11 protein-coding genes and 2 pseudogenes are annotated in these 17,059 nt (G+C 54.2%); 10 read left to right on the plus strand and 3 right to left on the minus strand.

Features of this window, described 5'->3' with window-relative positions:
• Window positions 1–705: 705 nt before the first annotated feature.
• The 10 genes and pseudogenes from Har1129_RS19090 to Har1129_RS19140 all read left to right on the plus strand — a co-directional run bounded on the left by Har1129_RS19090 (window position 706) and on the right by Har1129_RS19140 (window position 13,131).
• Window positions 706–1,698 carry a transposase gene (locus tag Har1129_RS19090; protein ID WP_151098964.1) on the plus strand — a complete coding sequence of 331 codons (993 nt, stop codon included), beginning with the start codon at window positions 706–708 and terminating at the stop codon, window positions 1,696–1,698.
• A 632-nt stretch (window positions 1,699–2,330) separates the two neighbouring features.
• Window positions 2,331–2,531, plus strand: a complete 201-nt coding sequence (locus tag Har1129_RS19095) for a hypothetical protein (RefSeq protein WP_151102408.1) — start codon at window positions 2,331–2,333, stop codon at window positions 2,529–2,531.
• A gap of 755 nt (window positions 2,532–3,286) precedes the next feature.
• A complete protein-coding gene (locus Har1129_RS19105) occupies window positions 3,287–4,090 on the plus strand; it encodes a glycosyltransferase family 2 protein (RefSeq protein ID WP_151102410.1) in 804 nt (267 codons plus the stop codon).
• A gap of 597 nt (window positions 4,091–4,687) precedes the next feature.
• Window positions 4,688–4,765, plus strand: a pseudogene (locus Har1129_RS19110) (IS6 family transposase); the annotation flags it as partial.
• Window positions 4,766–4,983: 218 nt separating this feature from the next.
• Window positions 4,984–6,120 (plus strand): Gfo/Idh/MocA family protein, encoded by a 1,137-nt coding sequence (locus Har1129_RS19115; protein ID WP_151102411.1) that lies wholly within the window; start codon window positions 4,984–4,986, stop codon window positions 6,118–6,120.
• A gap of 237 nt (window positions 6,121–6,357) precedes the next feature.
• On the plus strand, window positions 6,358–7,863 hold the full coding sequence (locus Har1129_RS19120) for a lipopolysaccharide biosynthesis protein (RefSeq protein WP_151102412.1): 1,506 nt from the start codon (window positions 6,358–6,360) through the stop codon (window positions 7,861–7,863).
• A 55-nt stretch (window positions 7,864–7,918) separates the two neighbouring features.
• Complete coding sequence (locus Har1129_RS19125; RefSeq protein WP_151102413.1) at window positions 7,919–8,422, plus strand: hypothetical protein; 504 nt, start codon at window positions 7,919–7,921, stop codon at window positions 8,420–8,422.
• A gap of 161 nt (window positions 8,423–8,583) precedes the next feature.
• Window positions 8,584–9,428: pseudogene (locus Har1129_RS19130) on the plus strand (hypothetical protein).
• A gap of 292 nt (window positions 9,429–9,720) precedes the next feature.
• Window positions 9,721–11,859, plus strand: coding sequence for a carbohydrate-binding domain-containing protein (locus Har1129_RS19135; protein WP_151102414.1), 2,139 nt, complete (start codon window positions 9,721–9,723; stop codon window positions 11,857–11,859).
• A gap of 12 nt (window positions 11,860–11,871) precedes the next feature.
• Window positions 11,872–13,131, plus strand: a complete 1,260-nt coding sequence (locus Har1129_RS19140; RefSeq protein WP_151102415.1) for a hypothetical protein — start codon at window positions 11,872–11,874, stop codon at window positions 13,129–13,131.
• 46 nt (window positions 13,132–13,177) lie between these two features.
• On the opposite strand, the gene Har1129_RS19145 is transcribed toward Har1129_RS19140, so the two are convergent.
• The 3 genes from Har1129_RS19145 to Har1129_RS19155 form a co-directional block, all read right to left on the minus strand.
• Entirely contained in the window at window positions 13,178–14,479 is a 1,302-nt protein-coding gene (locus Har1129_RS19145; RefSeq protein WP_151102416.1) for a hypothetical protein, read from the minus strand.
• Between the two features lie 70 nt (window positions 14,480–14,549).
• Window positions 14,550–15,731, minus strand: a complete 1,182-nt coding sequence (locus Har1129_RS19150) for a glycosyltransferase (RefSeq protein ID WP_151102417.1) — start codon at window positions 15,729–15,731, stop codon at window positions 14,550–14,552.
• Window positions 15,732–15,804: 73 nt separating this feature from the next.
• Entirely contained in the window at window positions 15,805–17,001 is a 1,197-nt protein-coding gene (locus Har1129_RS19155) for a sulfatase-like hydrolase/transferase (protein ID WP_151102418.1), read from the minus strand.
• Between the last annotated feature and the right edge of the window lie 58 nt (window positions 17,002–17,059).

The raw sequence follows: 17,059 nt of genomic DNA on the forward strand, positions 1-17,059 counted from the left end.
CTCGCGAATTCCGAAATCCGTTCCATTTCGCTGTCGGAGATATGTTCCGGCATACACCGCTACGAGTAACTGGTACAGTTTAGTAATTGAGTTCATATTTGAGGTAGTTGGCTTCTTCTACACTCTTACCAGTTAATTCATATCCGAGGTGTACTGGTGTCGAGCTTTCGGAATTTTGTTGTAAACCACTCTGAATTTTGCGCCGATCATAGGTACACATTCAGGAATCGGTGTAGGGGAGTTCATCGGCTATTTTGAATGCAATCATAACGTCGCTTCTCGGCCGCGAGTTCTAGTACAGTTGCGTTATATCTGCTGGATACCGATGGCATTCTAGTTCCTAACACAGTTAATCAGGGCAATCAGCGAATCCGTAGCAAAAGATTTGAGTTCAGTCGTCATAGCTAAGAAGTCGAGACCGGAGTGAGCCGGATAAAACGGTGTGACCGAAGCCGTTCCGGCTCACTGTCAAAGTGGAGAGAGCGATCCGAGTCGACAGCGACTATACAGGGCACGAGCGTCCCTGAGGGGGGTGGTAAGGATTGGGCCGGTTGTGGGTGTCGGGTAACTGCCCTCTCCATCAGGACCTTCCGTACAGGGGCGTATTGTTATAGTCGTGTTATTCCGGCATAGCGGAGCTTACCACTATAGGAGGGTGTCATAGAACGAGTAGCACACCAAAGAGCAGGGTGAACGCTGAGGTGGATGAGTCCAGCGACCCTGCAAGATGATCCTTCGGTAGAGTCGTTCTTCAATGTCGTGGAGACGGAAACGTTAGCGTTGTTTGAGCACCTCTCCTTCGAGTTTCTCGAAGGGTTCGACGTGTTCGCCCCGGCAAAGACGGGGCGAACACGAGACCACGAACCACCAGAGCTGATGCGTGGCTTTCTCCACTGCTACTACAAGGACATTTACGGCATTCGTCCGGTTGAGCGGGAGCTTCGGAACACGGTTGTTTGGCTGAGCTGTGGCTTCGATCGACCGCCGTCGAGAGACGCGGTCGATCGCTTTCTCACCGACCTCGAACACGTCGTCAACGAGGTCTTTGACCGACTCGTCGAGCAGGCCGCCCGACGCGGCCTGCTCGACTTGACCTACTGTATCGATTCAACCGACGTGAGGGCGATGCCCACCGATCCAGACGCGTCGAAGTGCTACGATCCAACCGACGACGAGTACTACTACGGCTACGGTTGCACGATCGTCTCGACCGGGCAAAAGATCCCGATTGCAGCCGAGTTCACCGAGAGCAAACAAGCACCGGAAGAGACGGCGATGCGCGTCACACGTGACGCGCTCGCCGTTGAGCAACCAATCTGGATGGTTGGTGACAGCGCCTACGACACGCTCGACTGGCACGACCACCTGCTGACCGCAGGGGTCGTGCCAGTCGCTCCGTACAACGCGCGAAACACTGATGACCCGAAAGACATCGAGTACAGGATCGAAGACCGCATCGAGGAACACAGTGAGGGCGTCCAGCTGAAGCAATCAATCCTAGACGAGACGTACAACCGCCGTACTGGCGTCGAACGAACCAACGAATCAGTGAAGGACTGCGGCCTCGGGCGAACGCACGCCCGAGGCCGCGTCCACGCACGATCGCAGGTGTTTCTTGCTCTGTGCCTTCGCCTCGTCGTCGCTATCACCAACTACGAACGCGGAGACAATCCGGGAAGCACGATCATCACGGTGTGACAAGAGTTCTATGACACCCTCACTATAGACTTACGTGGAATGCGGTAGCTGATTCGATCACTCAAAATCGAGTAACACCGGAGGTACGAAATGGCACCAATTAAGATTTGATTGTTACTTTAGAGTCTCAGGCGTAGCGCTCAGGTAGAAGGGTCCGTATGGATACATAGATGACAGGTCCACAGATACAGGAGTGGCATTGGTACAGGTACACTCGAAAACCCTTGGATGAGTCCAACCCGATAGTGGATCCCGTGGCTGTATTCATTTGCTCACCGTACTACGGTGCAAGACGGTGTCATTATCCAGTGTAGTCCTGTCGAATATCAGGGTAATTTGAACCTACTACCAGATATTGAGGTGTTTTCACGGGATTATTCCATAGGAGATTATAGGGAGAATTGGTAAGTAAATAGGTGTAAATGGTATATACATATTGCATATAAGGACGCAATCTTTAATATAGTAATTACTCCTTTCCGAGATATGCTCGATGTCAGCGCAATAGAGAGGAAGTTCAAAGATTGTCTTAATCTAAGATTAGCGGTACGGAGAGGTGGTCAGAATTCGCTATTTTCCCACCAGCGGTTGAGTTTGTCAAGACTAGAATGTTTGAATGGAGTGGCAGCTGAATGATGACCACAGAGGAGTGGGAAGACGTACCGACAGATCCAGACTGGGAATCAGATCTGGGCTACGAGATGGAAGAACTAACGGTTGTCAAATCGTCAACTGATTCACAGTTGATATTTTTGCCGGAGCATGAGTCACAACTCGGTGAAGAAGAGTTTATTGTTATTCACTCGGATTCGCTTCGAGATCTACGGCGATAACGGAACAACGTTACTAGCGAAGCGAGAATGTGTTTCATCCGCACAAGTCGGTCACGATTAGTCGCAGCATCACAGTAGTACATCTGAGAAAGCGTGAGCGATGAAAACATAGCTCTCGCGGCGGGGAGGGAACACGGCTTTAGCCACTGACTGAGGACCTCCCGAAAGCGTTAGTTGAAGTCGATTGAAAACCGGTTCTGACACATTGTCTTCGAAGTACTGTTTCTCTTAGTGACAGTGTTCCTGTGGCTCATCGACAGAGCTCCCAGTTGAATATTGTGTATCAATAGCTACCAACATGGTGACCACCGCTGTAAGCGGCATCCAAACCACCTTTCAATAGGACGCGATAGTAGTAGCATAACAAAACAGGAAGACGTGTATTGACTGACTATGTGTGCTGGATGGGTTCGACGGTTCGTGGGGGTTTTTATCGTCTGGCTATCAGCGACGCTGGGAGGGATGATGTTTATCGGTCGTTGGAACCCGCTACTGTATTACCTGCTCAGCTACGCAGGCTTTCTGTTTGCGGTCGAACTCAGTAATCCAGATGGTGTCCGCCCAAAAAATCACAAACGGCTACGCTGGGTTTCCATGGGTGGGTTTGTAGTATTCATCTACGGAGTTGTATCATGGGTACAGGCAGTCATTGCGACCATGCCAGGGTAGGGATGGACAGGAGAATGTGTTTCCTACTAATGACAGGATGGCTATACTAATATGTTGAAAAAGAGTTCTACTTCGTAGAATATTACATGGTGTCGGTCAGCGTTATCATCGCGACGTTGAAGCCGCGTGATGAGATTGAAGCAATACAGTGCCTCAAAGACCAGACGTTCGACGACTTCGAGGTTATCGTGTGTGATGAGAGCCCAGTGACTAAGGCACGAAATGAAGGAATCAGACAAGCCTCAGCCGACAAGATAGTATTTCTCGATGATGATTCCCGACCCCGTCAAGGATATCTACAAAAGGCTGATGAGGTCCTCGAAACAGAGGCGGCATACGCCGGTCGAACCGTCCACCCAGTCGATGATGTGTTTGCCCACCATTTCACAGCCCATTACGACTGGGGAGACGATCCTTGCTACGTCAACCACTTCTGGGGATGTAACATGGGTGTTCACAGGACCGTCTTTAACGCTGTTGGTGGGTGGGACGAACAAATGGGGTGGGGTCACGAAGAAAAGGAACTCGCCAGACGAATCAGAAGCGAGTTTGATATTCGGTATGACCCCGAACTCATCGTCGACCACCCGTACGCATCATCTATTACCGAGTACTGGAAGAAACAGTATAAGCTCGAGACAAAGAGTCCGTACTACTGGTCAAAATGTAACGTCCCGCGAACAAATCAGCTCAAGAATGTTTTCTGTGAGGCACTTGATCCATTGAATTACGTCAGAATAACGCCAGTAGCGACTGTGGTAGAAGCGGGCAGTACTGTTGCAAAGACAGTTGGGCGTATTCGAGGATACCTGAGTCACACCCACGAAGAGGACAAAGGCGAGGTACCGGATATTGATCGATCCGTCCAATCCACAGATCCGTCAGACTAACGTACCGCTGGGACTTGTTAGTATTTTCATATTACACAAGCTCACAAGCTAGTAGCCGCTGGTCTCAACCCGTGGTAGAGAGTGTACGAGAAACAAGAATAATCACTCTCCAAAGCCCTGTTCTCCATAACCATCCTCGCCGTACCCACGATACAAGATCTCCCGTTTCAAAAGCACTGCAGCACCGAACGAGAGTCCAGTCGCAACGAGGGCTAGAATGGTCCGACGGGTCGCCCGCTCCGACTCCACGGCCCTAGTCTCTCCATCTGAAGACATCAGTACAGTGAGATAGCTCCCCTTGTTACTGTAACTGCGCTTTGTCGGCGACGACTTTGGTCCATCATTGTGAAAAATCAAACGACGGAGACCGTTTTAGTAAACAGGCCATACCGTCAATATTGTTGCAGCGGATGCTATTAATCACCTAACGGTTTGGACAGGGATACAACTAATATAGATATGGGGTTATCCAAAAATCAAACGCCAACTGGTTTAACTGGCTTCGTATATTCGATCAACGAGCGACAGTGGTCGGTTCACGAGTGAACAGATCCTTTGTTGGTGGTCTGGTTGTCCTGATTGGAATCCGCCGAGAGCTTCAGACACTACCACAACCACGAACGGCCGAACCAAGCACTCGACGGCGAAACACCAGCCGATGTCATCCAGAACTAGACAGTGCTCCGAAAGCGGAGTGGTTAAGAGTCATATAAAACTCTGTGTATGTTCTAAAACTACACAAGATGGTTGTCTACACCCGTTCTGATAAGAAGAGACGAGAGTTTCAGAGATATTATTACGGTAGCATTGAGAGACCACCCAGTCAGTGTGGACTGTCTGAATGACTCAGTACGAGGTTACTACTATTGTGGCTACTATCCCATCTTCAATTAATGACGTACACTGTCGCAGTCATTGGGACTGGCGCAGATCCGGACGATCCGGATACTGACGGGTTCGCAATGGCATATAGACATGCAGGCGCGTACAGACGGCTAGATTCCTGTGAACTCACCGCCTGTGCTGACGTCATCCCGGAGAACGCGAAAGATTTCGGTGAACGGTGGGATCTCTCAGACCGAAATGTCTACACGGACACTGAGAAGATGCTCAATGCTGTCAAGCCCGACATTGTCAGTGTCTGTGTTCCGCCACATATTCACGCACCTGTTGTGATGACGTGTGCTGAAAGTGGGGTAATGGACGCGATTCACTGTGAAAAGCCGATGGCAACGAGATGGGAGGACTGTCAGAAAATGGTATCGGCCTGTAAGCGTGCTGGCATCCAACTTACGTTCAACCACCAGCGGCGGTTCGGAAAGCCGTTCCGGAAAGCCAAATCGCTGCTTGAAAACGGAAGAATAGGCTCGTTAGAGCGGATTGAACTCGGTGGAAAAAACCTGTTTGATTACGGGTCACACCTGTTTGATCTCTGTGGGTACTTCACTGACCAGACGATGTCAAAATGGGTGATGGCTGGGATCGAATACAGCGAGGAAAACGTACAGTTTGGGGCCCATAACGAAAATCAAGCCATCGCGCAATGGCGTTATACGAACGGTGTCAACGGGCTTGCATCAACAGGGGATGGTGGTATTGTCGACTGCCATATGCGATTGCTGGGATCAGACGGAATGATAGAAATCGGCGGCGAGGTTCCGCTACGGGTTCGGACCGGCAGAAAGTGGGAGACGATCGGTACAGATGGAGAGGACGTACATGGTCCCAACGAAACAATCTTCGATGCCGCAAAACAGAAGATCAGCGCTCGAATTCCGGGAGCCACTGTAGAAAACGCGAGACCTGAAACCTATATCGACCGTGCCATAGCAGACTCCGTTGACGCACTTTCTACAGGTCGTGAACCTGAACTTTCAGCCGACAACGCACTGCAGGCAACGGAACTTATATTCGGCTGCTGGGAGTCCGCTCGGCGGTGCGGCCGAGTCGACTTCCCGCTGGAAATCGACGATAACCCGCTGGAGTCGATGGTCGAAAGCGGGCAGGTACTCACTGCGAACAATCAATGAATCCCAGTACACTCGAATAGTTGCACACTGAGAAGGACTGTCAAGATACGCCCGGATAGTTCAGCTGCACTACAGTTACCCCGCCCATAACAAACAGATGGTATCCGAAGTATGTAGCAACGGAGAGTCTATGCAGGCACAGCAATATAGGGTTCTGAGTTGGAAGAACACACTGAGATCCGTCAATCGTCCTAGTGTTGTGGCTCGTCACACACGCGACAAGGAGTGCGAACGGCGATGCTAGATCAACTGAAGCGGTTAATAAAGCGACTGCTCCCGGCCAGTGATGATGTCATGGAGCAGGCCGTGAAGAGTGGTGTTTGGGTCGGCGTAATGAACGTCACCGAACGAGGACTAGAGTTGCTATTGTTAGTCATCGTGGCCGCATTGTTATCCCCACGTGCATTCGGTTTGATGGGGATCGCGCTGTTGACACTCTCTTCACTCAAGAAGTTCTCCGAGTTGGGCATCAAGTCCGCTCTGATACAGGCCGAGGAGGACAACGTCGACGACGAGCTCAACACTGCCTGGACAATCGAGACAGCCAGAGGGACGGTAATCGCCTTGATCCTGTTCCTTGGCGCTCCGTTTATTGCGTCGTTATTCAACCAACCTTCGGCGACCGATCTGTTTCGAGTGATCGCCCTCTCGCCGTTTATCGTTGGGTTACGAAACCCTGCTGTCGTCTATTTCCAGAAGAGTCTAGATTTCCACAAAGAATTCGTATACAGAGTCAGCGGCGCAGTGGCATACTTCGTCGTCACCGTAGGCCTGGCTCTGTATGAACCGACCGTCTATGCACTGGCAATCGGATACATCGCCGGCGACATGGCCCGGTTCCTCGTCTCGTATCTGGCGGACGGGTACCGTCCGTGGCCTTCGTTCGATCTCGATGTTGCGAAGAAGCGCTACAGTTTCGGGAAGTGGATGACTGCCAATTCCATCTTGTATTTCCTGTACAGCAGAGGAGACGACGCGTTTGTCGGCTGGGCGCTCATGGCGAGCGCACTGGGGTTTTACCAACTCGCCTACCGACTCTCGAACGCGCCAGCGACCGAAATCACTCAGACAATCTCAAGTGTGACGTTTTCGGCGTACTCAAAGGTACAGAACGACGTGGAAAAGTTGCGGTCCGGCTACTTCCAGACACTTAGGATGACCACGTTAGCTTCGTTCCCAGCAGCAATGGGGATCGCAGCAGTCGCACCCGCATTTGTTGAAGCATTTTTTACCCCGGAATGGCAGCCGATGGTACCAGTGCTGCAGTTGCTAGCTATCTACGGATTGTTACGCTCAATGGGTGCAACGATGGGCCCGGTCTGGAAGGCGGTCGGGCGACCGGATTACATCGCTAAACTCTCCGCTCTGCGTGTAGTCCTTATTGCCATATTCATCTACCCGGTCACAATGAGATATGGGATCGAGGGGACATCGGCGCTCATCACGGGCGTCTACATCTTCCCGATGATGCCGATAGACGCGTATCTCATCGCCCGGACCGTGGAAGCGTCGCCGATACGAGTGTTCAGGGAGGTGTCGTATCCGCTTGCGGCGAGCGTCGGGATGGCGGCCGCCGTGACCTACGTGTATCAGACGGTGACGCTCGATGCACCGCTGCTGGAGTTCGTTTTGCTGGTACTCGTCGGTATCGGGGTCTACGTAGCCCTGGCACTAGCACTCATGTTTAGTTTCGACTGGGAAGTGAAACAGAACCTCGAATCCATCTTCGATGCCTTGGCGTGATCAGAATGAGACAGAGAATACAGAGCAGTCGAGTCGGAGGGCGGGGGAGAGTGCGATGAAACGACGAACGCTACTCGGCGGCGCACTCCCACTGTTGGGAGTCGGACGCTGGGTAGACCAGCTCCTGTTCGCCAACCGAGGTGAAATCGTCCAGAAGCGGCTTATCGGGACCGTGGCAGGGGAAGCGACCGAACTCGTCGTCATCGACAGTGACGGGGCCGCCGTCGCAGCCGAACACGAAGAGGTGCTCGGGCAATCGCCCGGAGGTGTTCCGGCCGGGACAGCGAACGCCCTGCGGGAGCGGTACGATTCGCTACGCTTCCAGCTAACGGTCAGCCACCACGACGACGGCCCCGCGATGTTGGGTCGGACCGGAACGACGGAGTACCGGACGTCGAGAACGCTTTACAGCGGGACCACGGTGGGGGACCACATCTCGTTTCAGACCTCCCTACTGGAGCGGGAGACCATCATCTCGCTGTCGTGTCTCGCAAGCGACGAGGAGTCCTTACAGCGTCGGTGTCGGGTCGACATCGACGACCCGACGGGGGAACGATAGAAGCGCCGGTGCTGGTTCCCGGTGCGACACTGCACGGTGAGGACTGGTCGGGAACGGGTTGGGGCTCACGGATTGGCAGTAAACTCAGGACGTAAACTAGCGAAGTGACCCAGTTTTAGACGGTATAACAATACGTTCGACAGCGGTCCCACCAATTAGAGATGTACACGCTGGAGTCGTTGAAACACGGCCTCGACGAGCCACACAAAATTTTACAGGAAGTCAACCGCCTCTACCACCGCCGGCTGCGGACGTGGCCGTACAACCGGGACGGCATCGATATCTTTGCTAGGGACTGGGACCACCTCCTCATCTTGGATGCGTGTCGCTACGATATGTTCAAGGAGCGGAGTTCCACGGACGCGAGTTCCTCGATACGGTGTACGTAACGGGAAGCCCGATGTTGCATAGACACCGGGACAAGGTAGAGACGCAGTTTCACGACATCGTCGACGTGTGGAGAAAGGATGGATGGAACGAGGAATACCGGACGGTCCTCCCCGAAACGATGACCGAAGCCGCGATACAGGCGAAGGAGCGGTACCCCAACAAGCGACTGCTGGTCCACTACCTCCAACCACACTACCCGTTTCTTGGACCGACCGGACAGGAGCGTTTCGACCTGGACCGGCTCGATTTCGAGTGGTACAAGCTCCTCAGTGGTGAATTGGACGTCTCCGATGAGGTCGTCGAGCGCGCGTTCAGAGAGAACCTTGACGTGGTGTTGCCAGCGGTCGAACGACTCTTCGGCGAGTTCTCGGGTAAAACGGTCGTGACAGCAGACCACGGGCAAGTCATCGGCGAGCGGAGTTTCCCAGTACCGATCCGGGAGTACGGACACCCGGGAGGGGTGTACGCCGACGGACTGGTCACGGTTCCGTGGCTGACATACGAGCGCGGCGACCGCCCGGAAATCACCGCTGAGAATCCCGACGGTTCGGACGCGACCGAACAGGACAGAGAAACCGCCCGCGAACGGCTCGAACATCTCGGCTACGTGAACTGACTGACGGGACCGGTCGCGTCGTAGCTGGATCTGAACCACGTGACAGCGGGTCTGCAAGTGAGTCACGGACTGGAGGGAGATCGGTAAGAACCTACTGTAATGGAGCGTTAATACTATCCTACTACCGCTGTCGTTCGGCGATAACAGTCGACGTTTAATAGGTTAGCTGTCATTTTCGTTTGTAATTTTCTCTCAATTTTGGTACGCAAGTTACACTGCATGGGTGGCAAGTACTTCAAACAGCAGTCAACCCGCAACAACGAATAAAATAGTAAATAGGGATTACCGGAGTGTGACCAACGAAGAACAGAATCGCTCGCACGACAGTGAGGGGGTGTCGCGGGAAGACAGGAGTCCGACGGGCACGACCGTCGTAGACCGCCGCACGTGCATGAAATTGGTAGGTGTTGCCGCTGCGTCCCTGGCGGGATGTGCCGGTAAAGGTAGTCCTACCACAGGTAGTTCGGCGACACAGTTCGGATACGGGGGCGAGCCCGCAGTGACATCCCAACTCGCCGCGGTCGACGTTTCGGAGGTAGCCGGAAACGCAAGCGTGGCGAAGTCGGTCAGTAGCCTCAGCGTTGATTCGACGCTCTCGACGGCGCTCTCGACGGGCACGTCAGACCTCTTTGCGTTCAGGCCTGACGCCGAAGACGTAACCGTCAAGTTCACGCCCGGCCCCGACACGGGGCCCGCGGCCCTCGGGGTATTCGACCCCGACGGCGAACTGCTGTCACAGGCGTACGCGAGTTCGGACGCCCCCGTGTATCTCCCAGAATCGCTCTCAGACAGCGGGACATATTACCTGCAAGTCATGGATGTCAGTCGGAGCGGTGGCGATTACTCGCTGGCCCTCTCGGCTGGCAACACGACGCAGTCACAGTCCCCCTACGAGGGAACGGTCAGGTCGATTCCGGGCCGTATTCAGGCACAGAACTTCGACATCGGCGGCGAGGGCGAAGCGTATCACGACACATCCGCCGGGAACGTCTACGGGCCCGCCAACCGGGACACCGACGTCGACATCCGATCGACGGGGGATGAGTCCGGGGAGTACAACGTCGGCTACTTCCAAGCCGGGGAGTGGCTCGAGTACACGACCGCCGTCTCTCCGGGAACGTACGATATCAGTCTGCGAGTCGCGTCGGCGCTCTCGGACGGACAACTCGAACTGTCTATGGGCGACGGGACTCTCGCAACAGTCACCGTACCTAACACGGGCGACTGGACCTCATGGGAAACCGTCACCGTAGAGGATGTCGAAATAACGGCCGACCAGCAATCGACCCTTCGAGTCGAGGCGCTGGATTCCGGTGTGGAGTTCAATTGGGTCGAGTTCGAGAAAGTTGACGTTCAAGAACCGTACAACGGGACATCCGCAACGATTCCCGGCCGTATCGAGGCCCAGACGTACGATACGGGCGGCGAAGGGGTCGCGTACTCCGATACGACAACCGGCAACGAATACGACACCGGGTACCGCGATTCCGATGTCGACATCCGAGAGACACAAGACGTCTCCGGCAAGTACAATATCGGCTACTTCGAGGATGGCGAGTGGCTCGAATACTCGGCCGACGTTTCGCCGGGCCAGTACGACATCAAGGTCCGCGTGGCGACGACCCGGGACGACAGACAACTCCGGTTCACGCTCGGCGAGCAGACGCTCGGCACCCTTGACGTCCCCAACACGGGCGACTGGACAGCGTGGACAACTGCGACGTTAGAGGACGTTACCATCGACGCCGACGGCCAGCGAGTGCTTCGGGTCGAAGCTATCGGGTCAGGTATCGATTTCAATTGGGCTGAGTTTGAGATCGCCGGGAATCAGCCGCTCGACGACGTTCCGACGCTTCCCGGCAGGATACAATCCCAAGCGTACGACCTAGGCGGCGAAGGCGTGTCGTATCATGATACCACTACTGGTAATGAGTACGACCTCGGCTATCGGGGCTCTGACGTCGACATCCGGGAAACGCAGGACAGTTCCGGGACGTACAACGTCGGGTATTTCGAGGACGGCGAATGGCTCGAATATACCGCTGAGGTGCCGGCCGGAACATACGATATCAACGTCCGCGTTGCGACGACACGCGATACCAGACAACTGCAGTTCAGCCTCGACGGTGAGCAACTTGGGACAGTCGATGTGCCAAATACCGGTGGCTGGACAGCATGGGAGACAGCGACCCTTCCTGACGTAACGGTTCAGGATAGTGGTACTCACGTCATCCAAGTGAAAGCAATCGGCTCCGGCATTGATTTCAACTGGTTCGAATTCAGTGAAGCGGCAGAGACGGAGACAACAACTAAAACCGAGACATCGACAGAAACGGAGACAGCAACAGAAACCGAGACCGCAACCGAGTCAGATACTGACAACTTCGGAAGCGAAGGCTACGGAATGGGTGGGTACGGGGGTGCCCAATAACGCACTATATCAATGGCAGAACGATACAACACGCCCGCGGAGGGCACGCTCGATTGGCACGTACCGCTTAACGAAAACTTCGAAAAACTCGACAATCACGTCGAACTCCGGGACGCTGAGTCTAACATCAGCCAGTACGAACCGAAGACAGGGTCGAAGTTCCTGGCGACCGATACCGGCACAGTATACATCGGCGACGGCACCAACTGGAACCGCGTCGGGAGCCTCAGTACATCCGACGATTCAGTTTCTGAAGCCGACGACGGTTCGCTCATCGCCCCGCCGGGCGAAGTACAGTCCGTGATCGATCAGGCGTCGAAGTCACATACATGGGCACAGGGCCCAAGTCGGACTGTAAAGCTCGTCTCCGGGGAGAACTACTTCCCGTCGGATACTATCAAACTGAGACGGAACGTCCGACTCGAATGTAACGGTGCTCGGATCATTCCAGAAGGCGACTTCAACGTCATCGAGATGTACCGTGGGACACAACTCATCGACCCGTTCATTGATACCCGGTCTGTTAGCTGGAATTCGACACAGGTCGTCGTCGGCGCACCGGACGCAGACAAGATCGAACTGGCGAACCGTGCAACCGTTGAAAACGCCTATCTCTGGGGAACTCCCGGAGAGGGTATCGGACTGCAGTTCTTAGGCGGGACGAGGCCCTGCTCAATGCAGGTGGCTAGTGGAACAATACACGGGTTCGATATCGCGATCGACCTCTATGCCAGTGGGGACGATTACAGTGGACAGGGCGACTGGTCGAACGGGAACCAGTTCTACGGCTCACTAGAGGCCTTCCGTGTTGGCGTCAACCAGCGCTCTGAGGGCGCCGAAGTCTCGGGGAACGTCTTCAAGTTGATGGTCCAACCCGACAACGACGTGAGCGAGTGGCTCTGGTACATGGAGGACGATCCCCGCTCTGACAGCGACCGGGACGACAATATGTACCGGAAGTCCGGGAACACCATGATGGTGTATCCGTGGGATAACAATAATTACATGGATAACAATCCGTTTGCCGAGAGCGACGACCGGAAGCCGCCGATATGGTACATCGGCGAGGGGATAAACTACGGCAATTCACTCGTTGACCAGTCAGGGAAGCTGGGGAACCAGTACATCGTCAACAATTCGGACTACCCAGATCGGAACGGGGTTTTCACCTATCATGGTGGGAAGGTCACCGGCACCAGACAGTTCTCACACCCGCCTGCGTACCAGCGGAACAGCGATAGTCGGATGTGGCACGAGGACTCGAAGAACTAACCGTCGGAGGACTCACTAAACCCTCCTGACAATACGAGGCAGCGGTTTACTCATCCTCATTGCGCGACTGAGGGTGCCAATTTCGGCTGTCGTTTTGCTGGTAAGCTGGGCTTGTCTCGTACTCCGTGGTGCCGACGACGAATCCACCATGTGCAGTGAAGATGCCATTTCTGTCTGGTGTATCTGAGTTGTTGAGCACGTATTGGTTTCCCCGCGCCCCGCTCATATCCACAAGTGAGTTTCCATACCGGCGACCGCGTCCGATAAACCAGAATGGCGCATCTCGATCACTCTCTGAATAGTATGAGTTGTTCCGTTTGAACGAGGATACATCCCAAGGATATGCCATTACTGTATTGCCTTTCATGACGTACATATTATCATCTCGGGACTCACGTGGATCGTCCGCCATTTTCCAGAGCCATTCACTTACCTCTGGTTCGGGCTGAGCTTGAACACGAACGGTATTTCCGCTTACCTCTGCACCGTCCGACCGCATACTAATCCCGATCCGGAAGTCTTGTATCCGTCCCCAGAACTGGTTCCCGTTCGACCAGTCGCCCTGTGGATCGCGGTTCTCACCGGTAGCGTAGAAATCTATGGCCCGGTCAAAGCCATCGATAGTTCCGTTTGCGGTCTGCATCGAGCAGGGTTTCGAACCACCGCGGAACTGTATGCCGATGCCCTTGCCTGTATCTCCAAGGAGGTATGCGTCTTTCACCCAAGCGCGGTTGGCTGTATCCAACTTTTGTGCGTTTTGAGGACCGATAACGACCTGTATCGAACTCCAGCTTTTGCCGCGGGTATCGACAAACGGGTCAATGAGAACTGTATCACGGGCGAGCTCAAAGACGTTGAAATCGCCCGTCGGAACTACTTTAGCCCCATTGCACTCCAGTCTGACTCCTCTCTTTAGACGGATAGTCTCGGATACTTCGTACGTCTCACCGGATACCATCTTGACGGTCTGTGCAGGAGCCTGCCCGAACTCAGATCCAGTAGATGCGGTATCGATAACATCGTGTAGCTGCCCCGGTTGAGCGATGAACGTTCCGTCACTCATTACTGTGGTTCTCCCACTGTTCTCGCCAAGTGAGACTGAGCGCGCGAGTCCTGCCGCGCTACCGAACTCCAGCCACTCCTCCCCGTTTCCAAAAAAGATACGTCGCGAATCTGTTGCGAGGAACTTGGCACCCTCCTTCGGTTGATACTGGTCCAAGTTTTCTGCAGCATCCTTGATTTCGACTTCCGTGTCGATGCGAGAGAAATTTTCGTTCAGCGGGATATGCCAGTCCTGTGTACCACGATCCGGACGCTGATAGCTATGATTCGGCGTCTCTTTTGCCATATCGATCACTTTACACAAACCAAGTAAAATATGCTGATGCTACTCTTCAAATAAAATTTCGGGGGAGCCATTATTCGATCAGCGGTTGTGCGTAGGCGGTCCCTTCAGGCCTTTTTTCCAGTTCCCGATACACTCGCTCGAAGCCGTCGACCATCGAGTCGGTCGTAAATTCGCTCGCCGCTCGCTGCCCTGCGGCGGTTCCAAGGGTTTCGGCAAGAGACTGGTGCTGATGTAGCCGTATAGTCGCCCACGCAATTTCATCGGGTGCCTGTACGTCGACGAACAACCCCGTCCGGTAATTCTCCAGCAGGTCGTTAGTACCGTCTACAGGTGTCGCGACGATTGGAAGCTCGGCAGCCATCGCTTCGATCACTGCGCCAGGGAGTCCCTCGTAGTGAGAAGGGAAGACGAAGACATCTATCGAGCCGAGAATTGCTGGAACATCCTGTCGGGTGCCGAGGAAATGAACTGAATCAGCACAGTCGAGTGAATCGACTCGTTCCGTCAGCCGCTCTCGGTCGGCCCCATCACCGACGAAAACAAGATGTGCTTCGGGGATTTCGGAGACGATAGTTGGCCATGCATCGAGGAGATCAAAGTGGCCTTTCCGCTCAACAAGACGACCGACGGTTCCGATGATAGTGTCCTCCGTCGGGATGTCTAGCTCTGATCGCAGGTTCGCTGGGTCTGTTGTCCGATACTGTTCTACGTCCCGCCCATTGTAGACCACCGCCACGTTTTCTTCGTCTGCACCACGTTCAATGGCGTATTTCCGTCCCGCTGTGGAGTTCGAAACGATGGCGTGTGAGAGTGAGATCGTCATCCGATCGAGAACACGGCGGACAAACGGTTCCTCGTTAGGTACTTCTCGAATGCCGGTAATAATGGTTGCAGAACAGACCACGCCAGCGATCCTAGCGATTACGTTGTCGTAAAAAAGGAACGATTGTATGAGGTCGGGTTGTTCACGGCGGGCGACGAGACAGAACTTGAGCGGGGCGAACAAATAGACGAGTGGGCTTTCGACTCCATCTATCGCCCCGTTTGAAACACGACCAGCGTCCGTGAGCGACCGAACGGTGACCTCCGGGGAAAGGTCTGTCGCAAGCGGATTCGTGGAAAATATTGTCCAGATGGTGACATCATACTCATCTCCATTGACCTCATTCGCGAGGTCAACAAGTGTGCGCTCGGCACCACCGACGACCAGCGCGCCGATGAAGTACCAGAGGGTCGTACGCTCCGCGGTCATTCCTGTGTCACTCCGCTTGGTTGTATGCTATTGCGATAGAGTGTGTACTCCATGTTCATGCGAACGATCATACTCAGAGATACCCCATGTTTTCGAGTTGTTCTGTCGTGCTTTCGTCGATATCACGTACTTCCTCCTCACTCTCTCCGGAGAGGATGGCCGCGATATCCGTCCGCGCTTCCTCCGCGGTAAACTGTGGGTTGCCATACGTCTGATGTCCCGGGGTGAATCGACGATATGAGTCTCGAATCTTCTTGTTGTGGAAGACCTGTCGTCCGAAGGGCTTCTCGAGTAGCAGTGCCAGATAGATGATCGATGACGTCGTTTTGTGCCCGTCGACAAACGTGTGGCCACCATGTTCGTCCCAGAGGCTCTTGATCGTCCGCTCAAACCCGCCAGTGAAACTGACGACCTTCTCAGCGGGTCCCGGTAACGAGCCGTACCGAATGTGGTTCAGGTGGGTGTAACCGGTCGTCCGACCCTCTCCTTCTCTGTTTCCATCCACCCGACCGAAATCAGGTTTGGAGGACATCGCGCTCGCGACCGTCGGTAAGATGTCCACATGATGTAAGAGCCCGTTCTCACCAGAGGGGGCCAGATCCGGATGAATGAACGACGTCGGAACGTAGACGACTTCAGGCGTCGCAAGGTGTGTGTGTCCGAAGTACCCGTATTCTCCGAGTACCTCGCCGTGGTCACTGGTATAGATGACGAGAGTATCTTCACGAAGCCCCCTACGTTCGAGCGTCTGAAGTACGCTCTTGAACTCTTCGAACGAGCGGCCAACACCGTTGTAGTAGTCTTCTCGCGCCGTGTTCGGGTCTGACGATACGCGCCAGAGGTATTCAAGAGCGGTCTCGCTGCGGTATTCGTAGTTGTCCCAATCGAATCCGTTATACGGCGCGTGGCCACCGGGCCGACGCGCAACGTGGACAAAGGGGGGCTCGATCTCGTTAATCGATTTTCGGGGGGGATTAGCAAACATCTCCGCAATACTGTGGTTCATGCCCCCTTGAGCGGCTATTGAAACCTTGTGGCTCTCGATATCGAATGCTGAGCGGACGTTCGCGGGCACAGAATGCTTGAAACTGTGGATGTTGCTGTTCGGTGGTAATAGCCCGGTCAGTAGACTCCCGAACGACGTGGGCGTGTGTGTTGATGCTGCAACCGTCTTGTGGGTCTGCCCGAGTTCCGCGAGATCATCGTTAATTGCGTTATATCTGACAGCATCGTCGACATATATGAGGACGTTCTCTACCTCGAGATCCATGCTACCAGAGGTTGGCTACTACAGCAGTATAGTAAAGACACCCCTACGAAGTATGAAG

This window comes from Haloarcula sp. CBA1129 (assembly GCF_008729015.1).
GTDB lineage: Archaea > Halobacteriota > Halobacteria > Halobacteriales > Haloarculaceae > Haloarcula.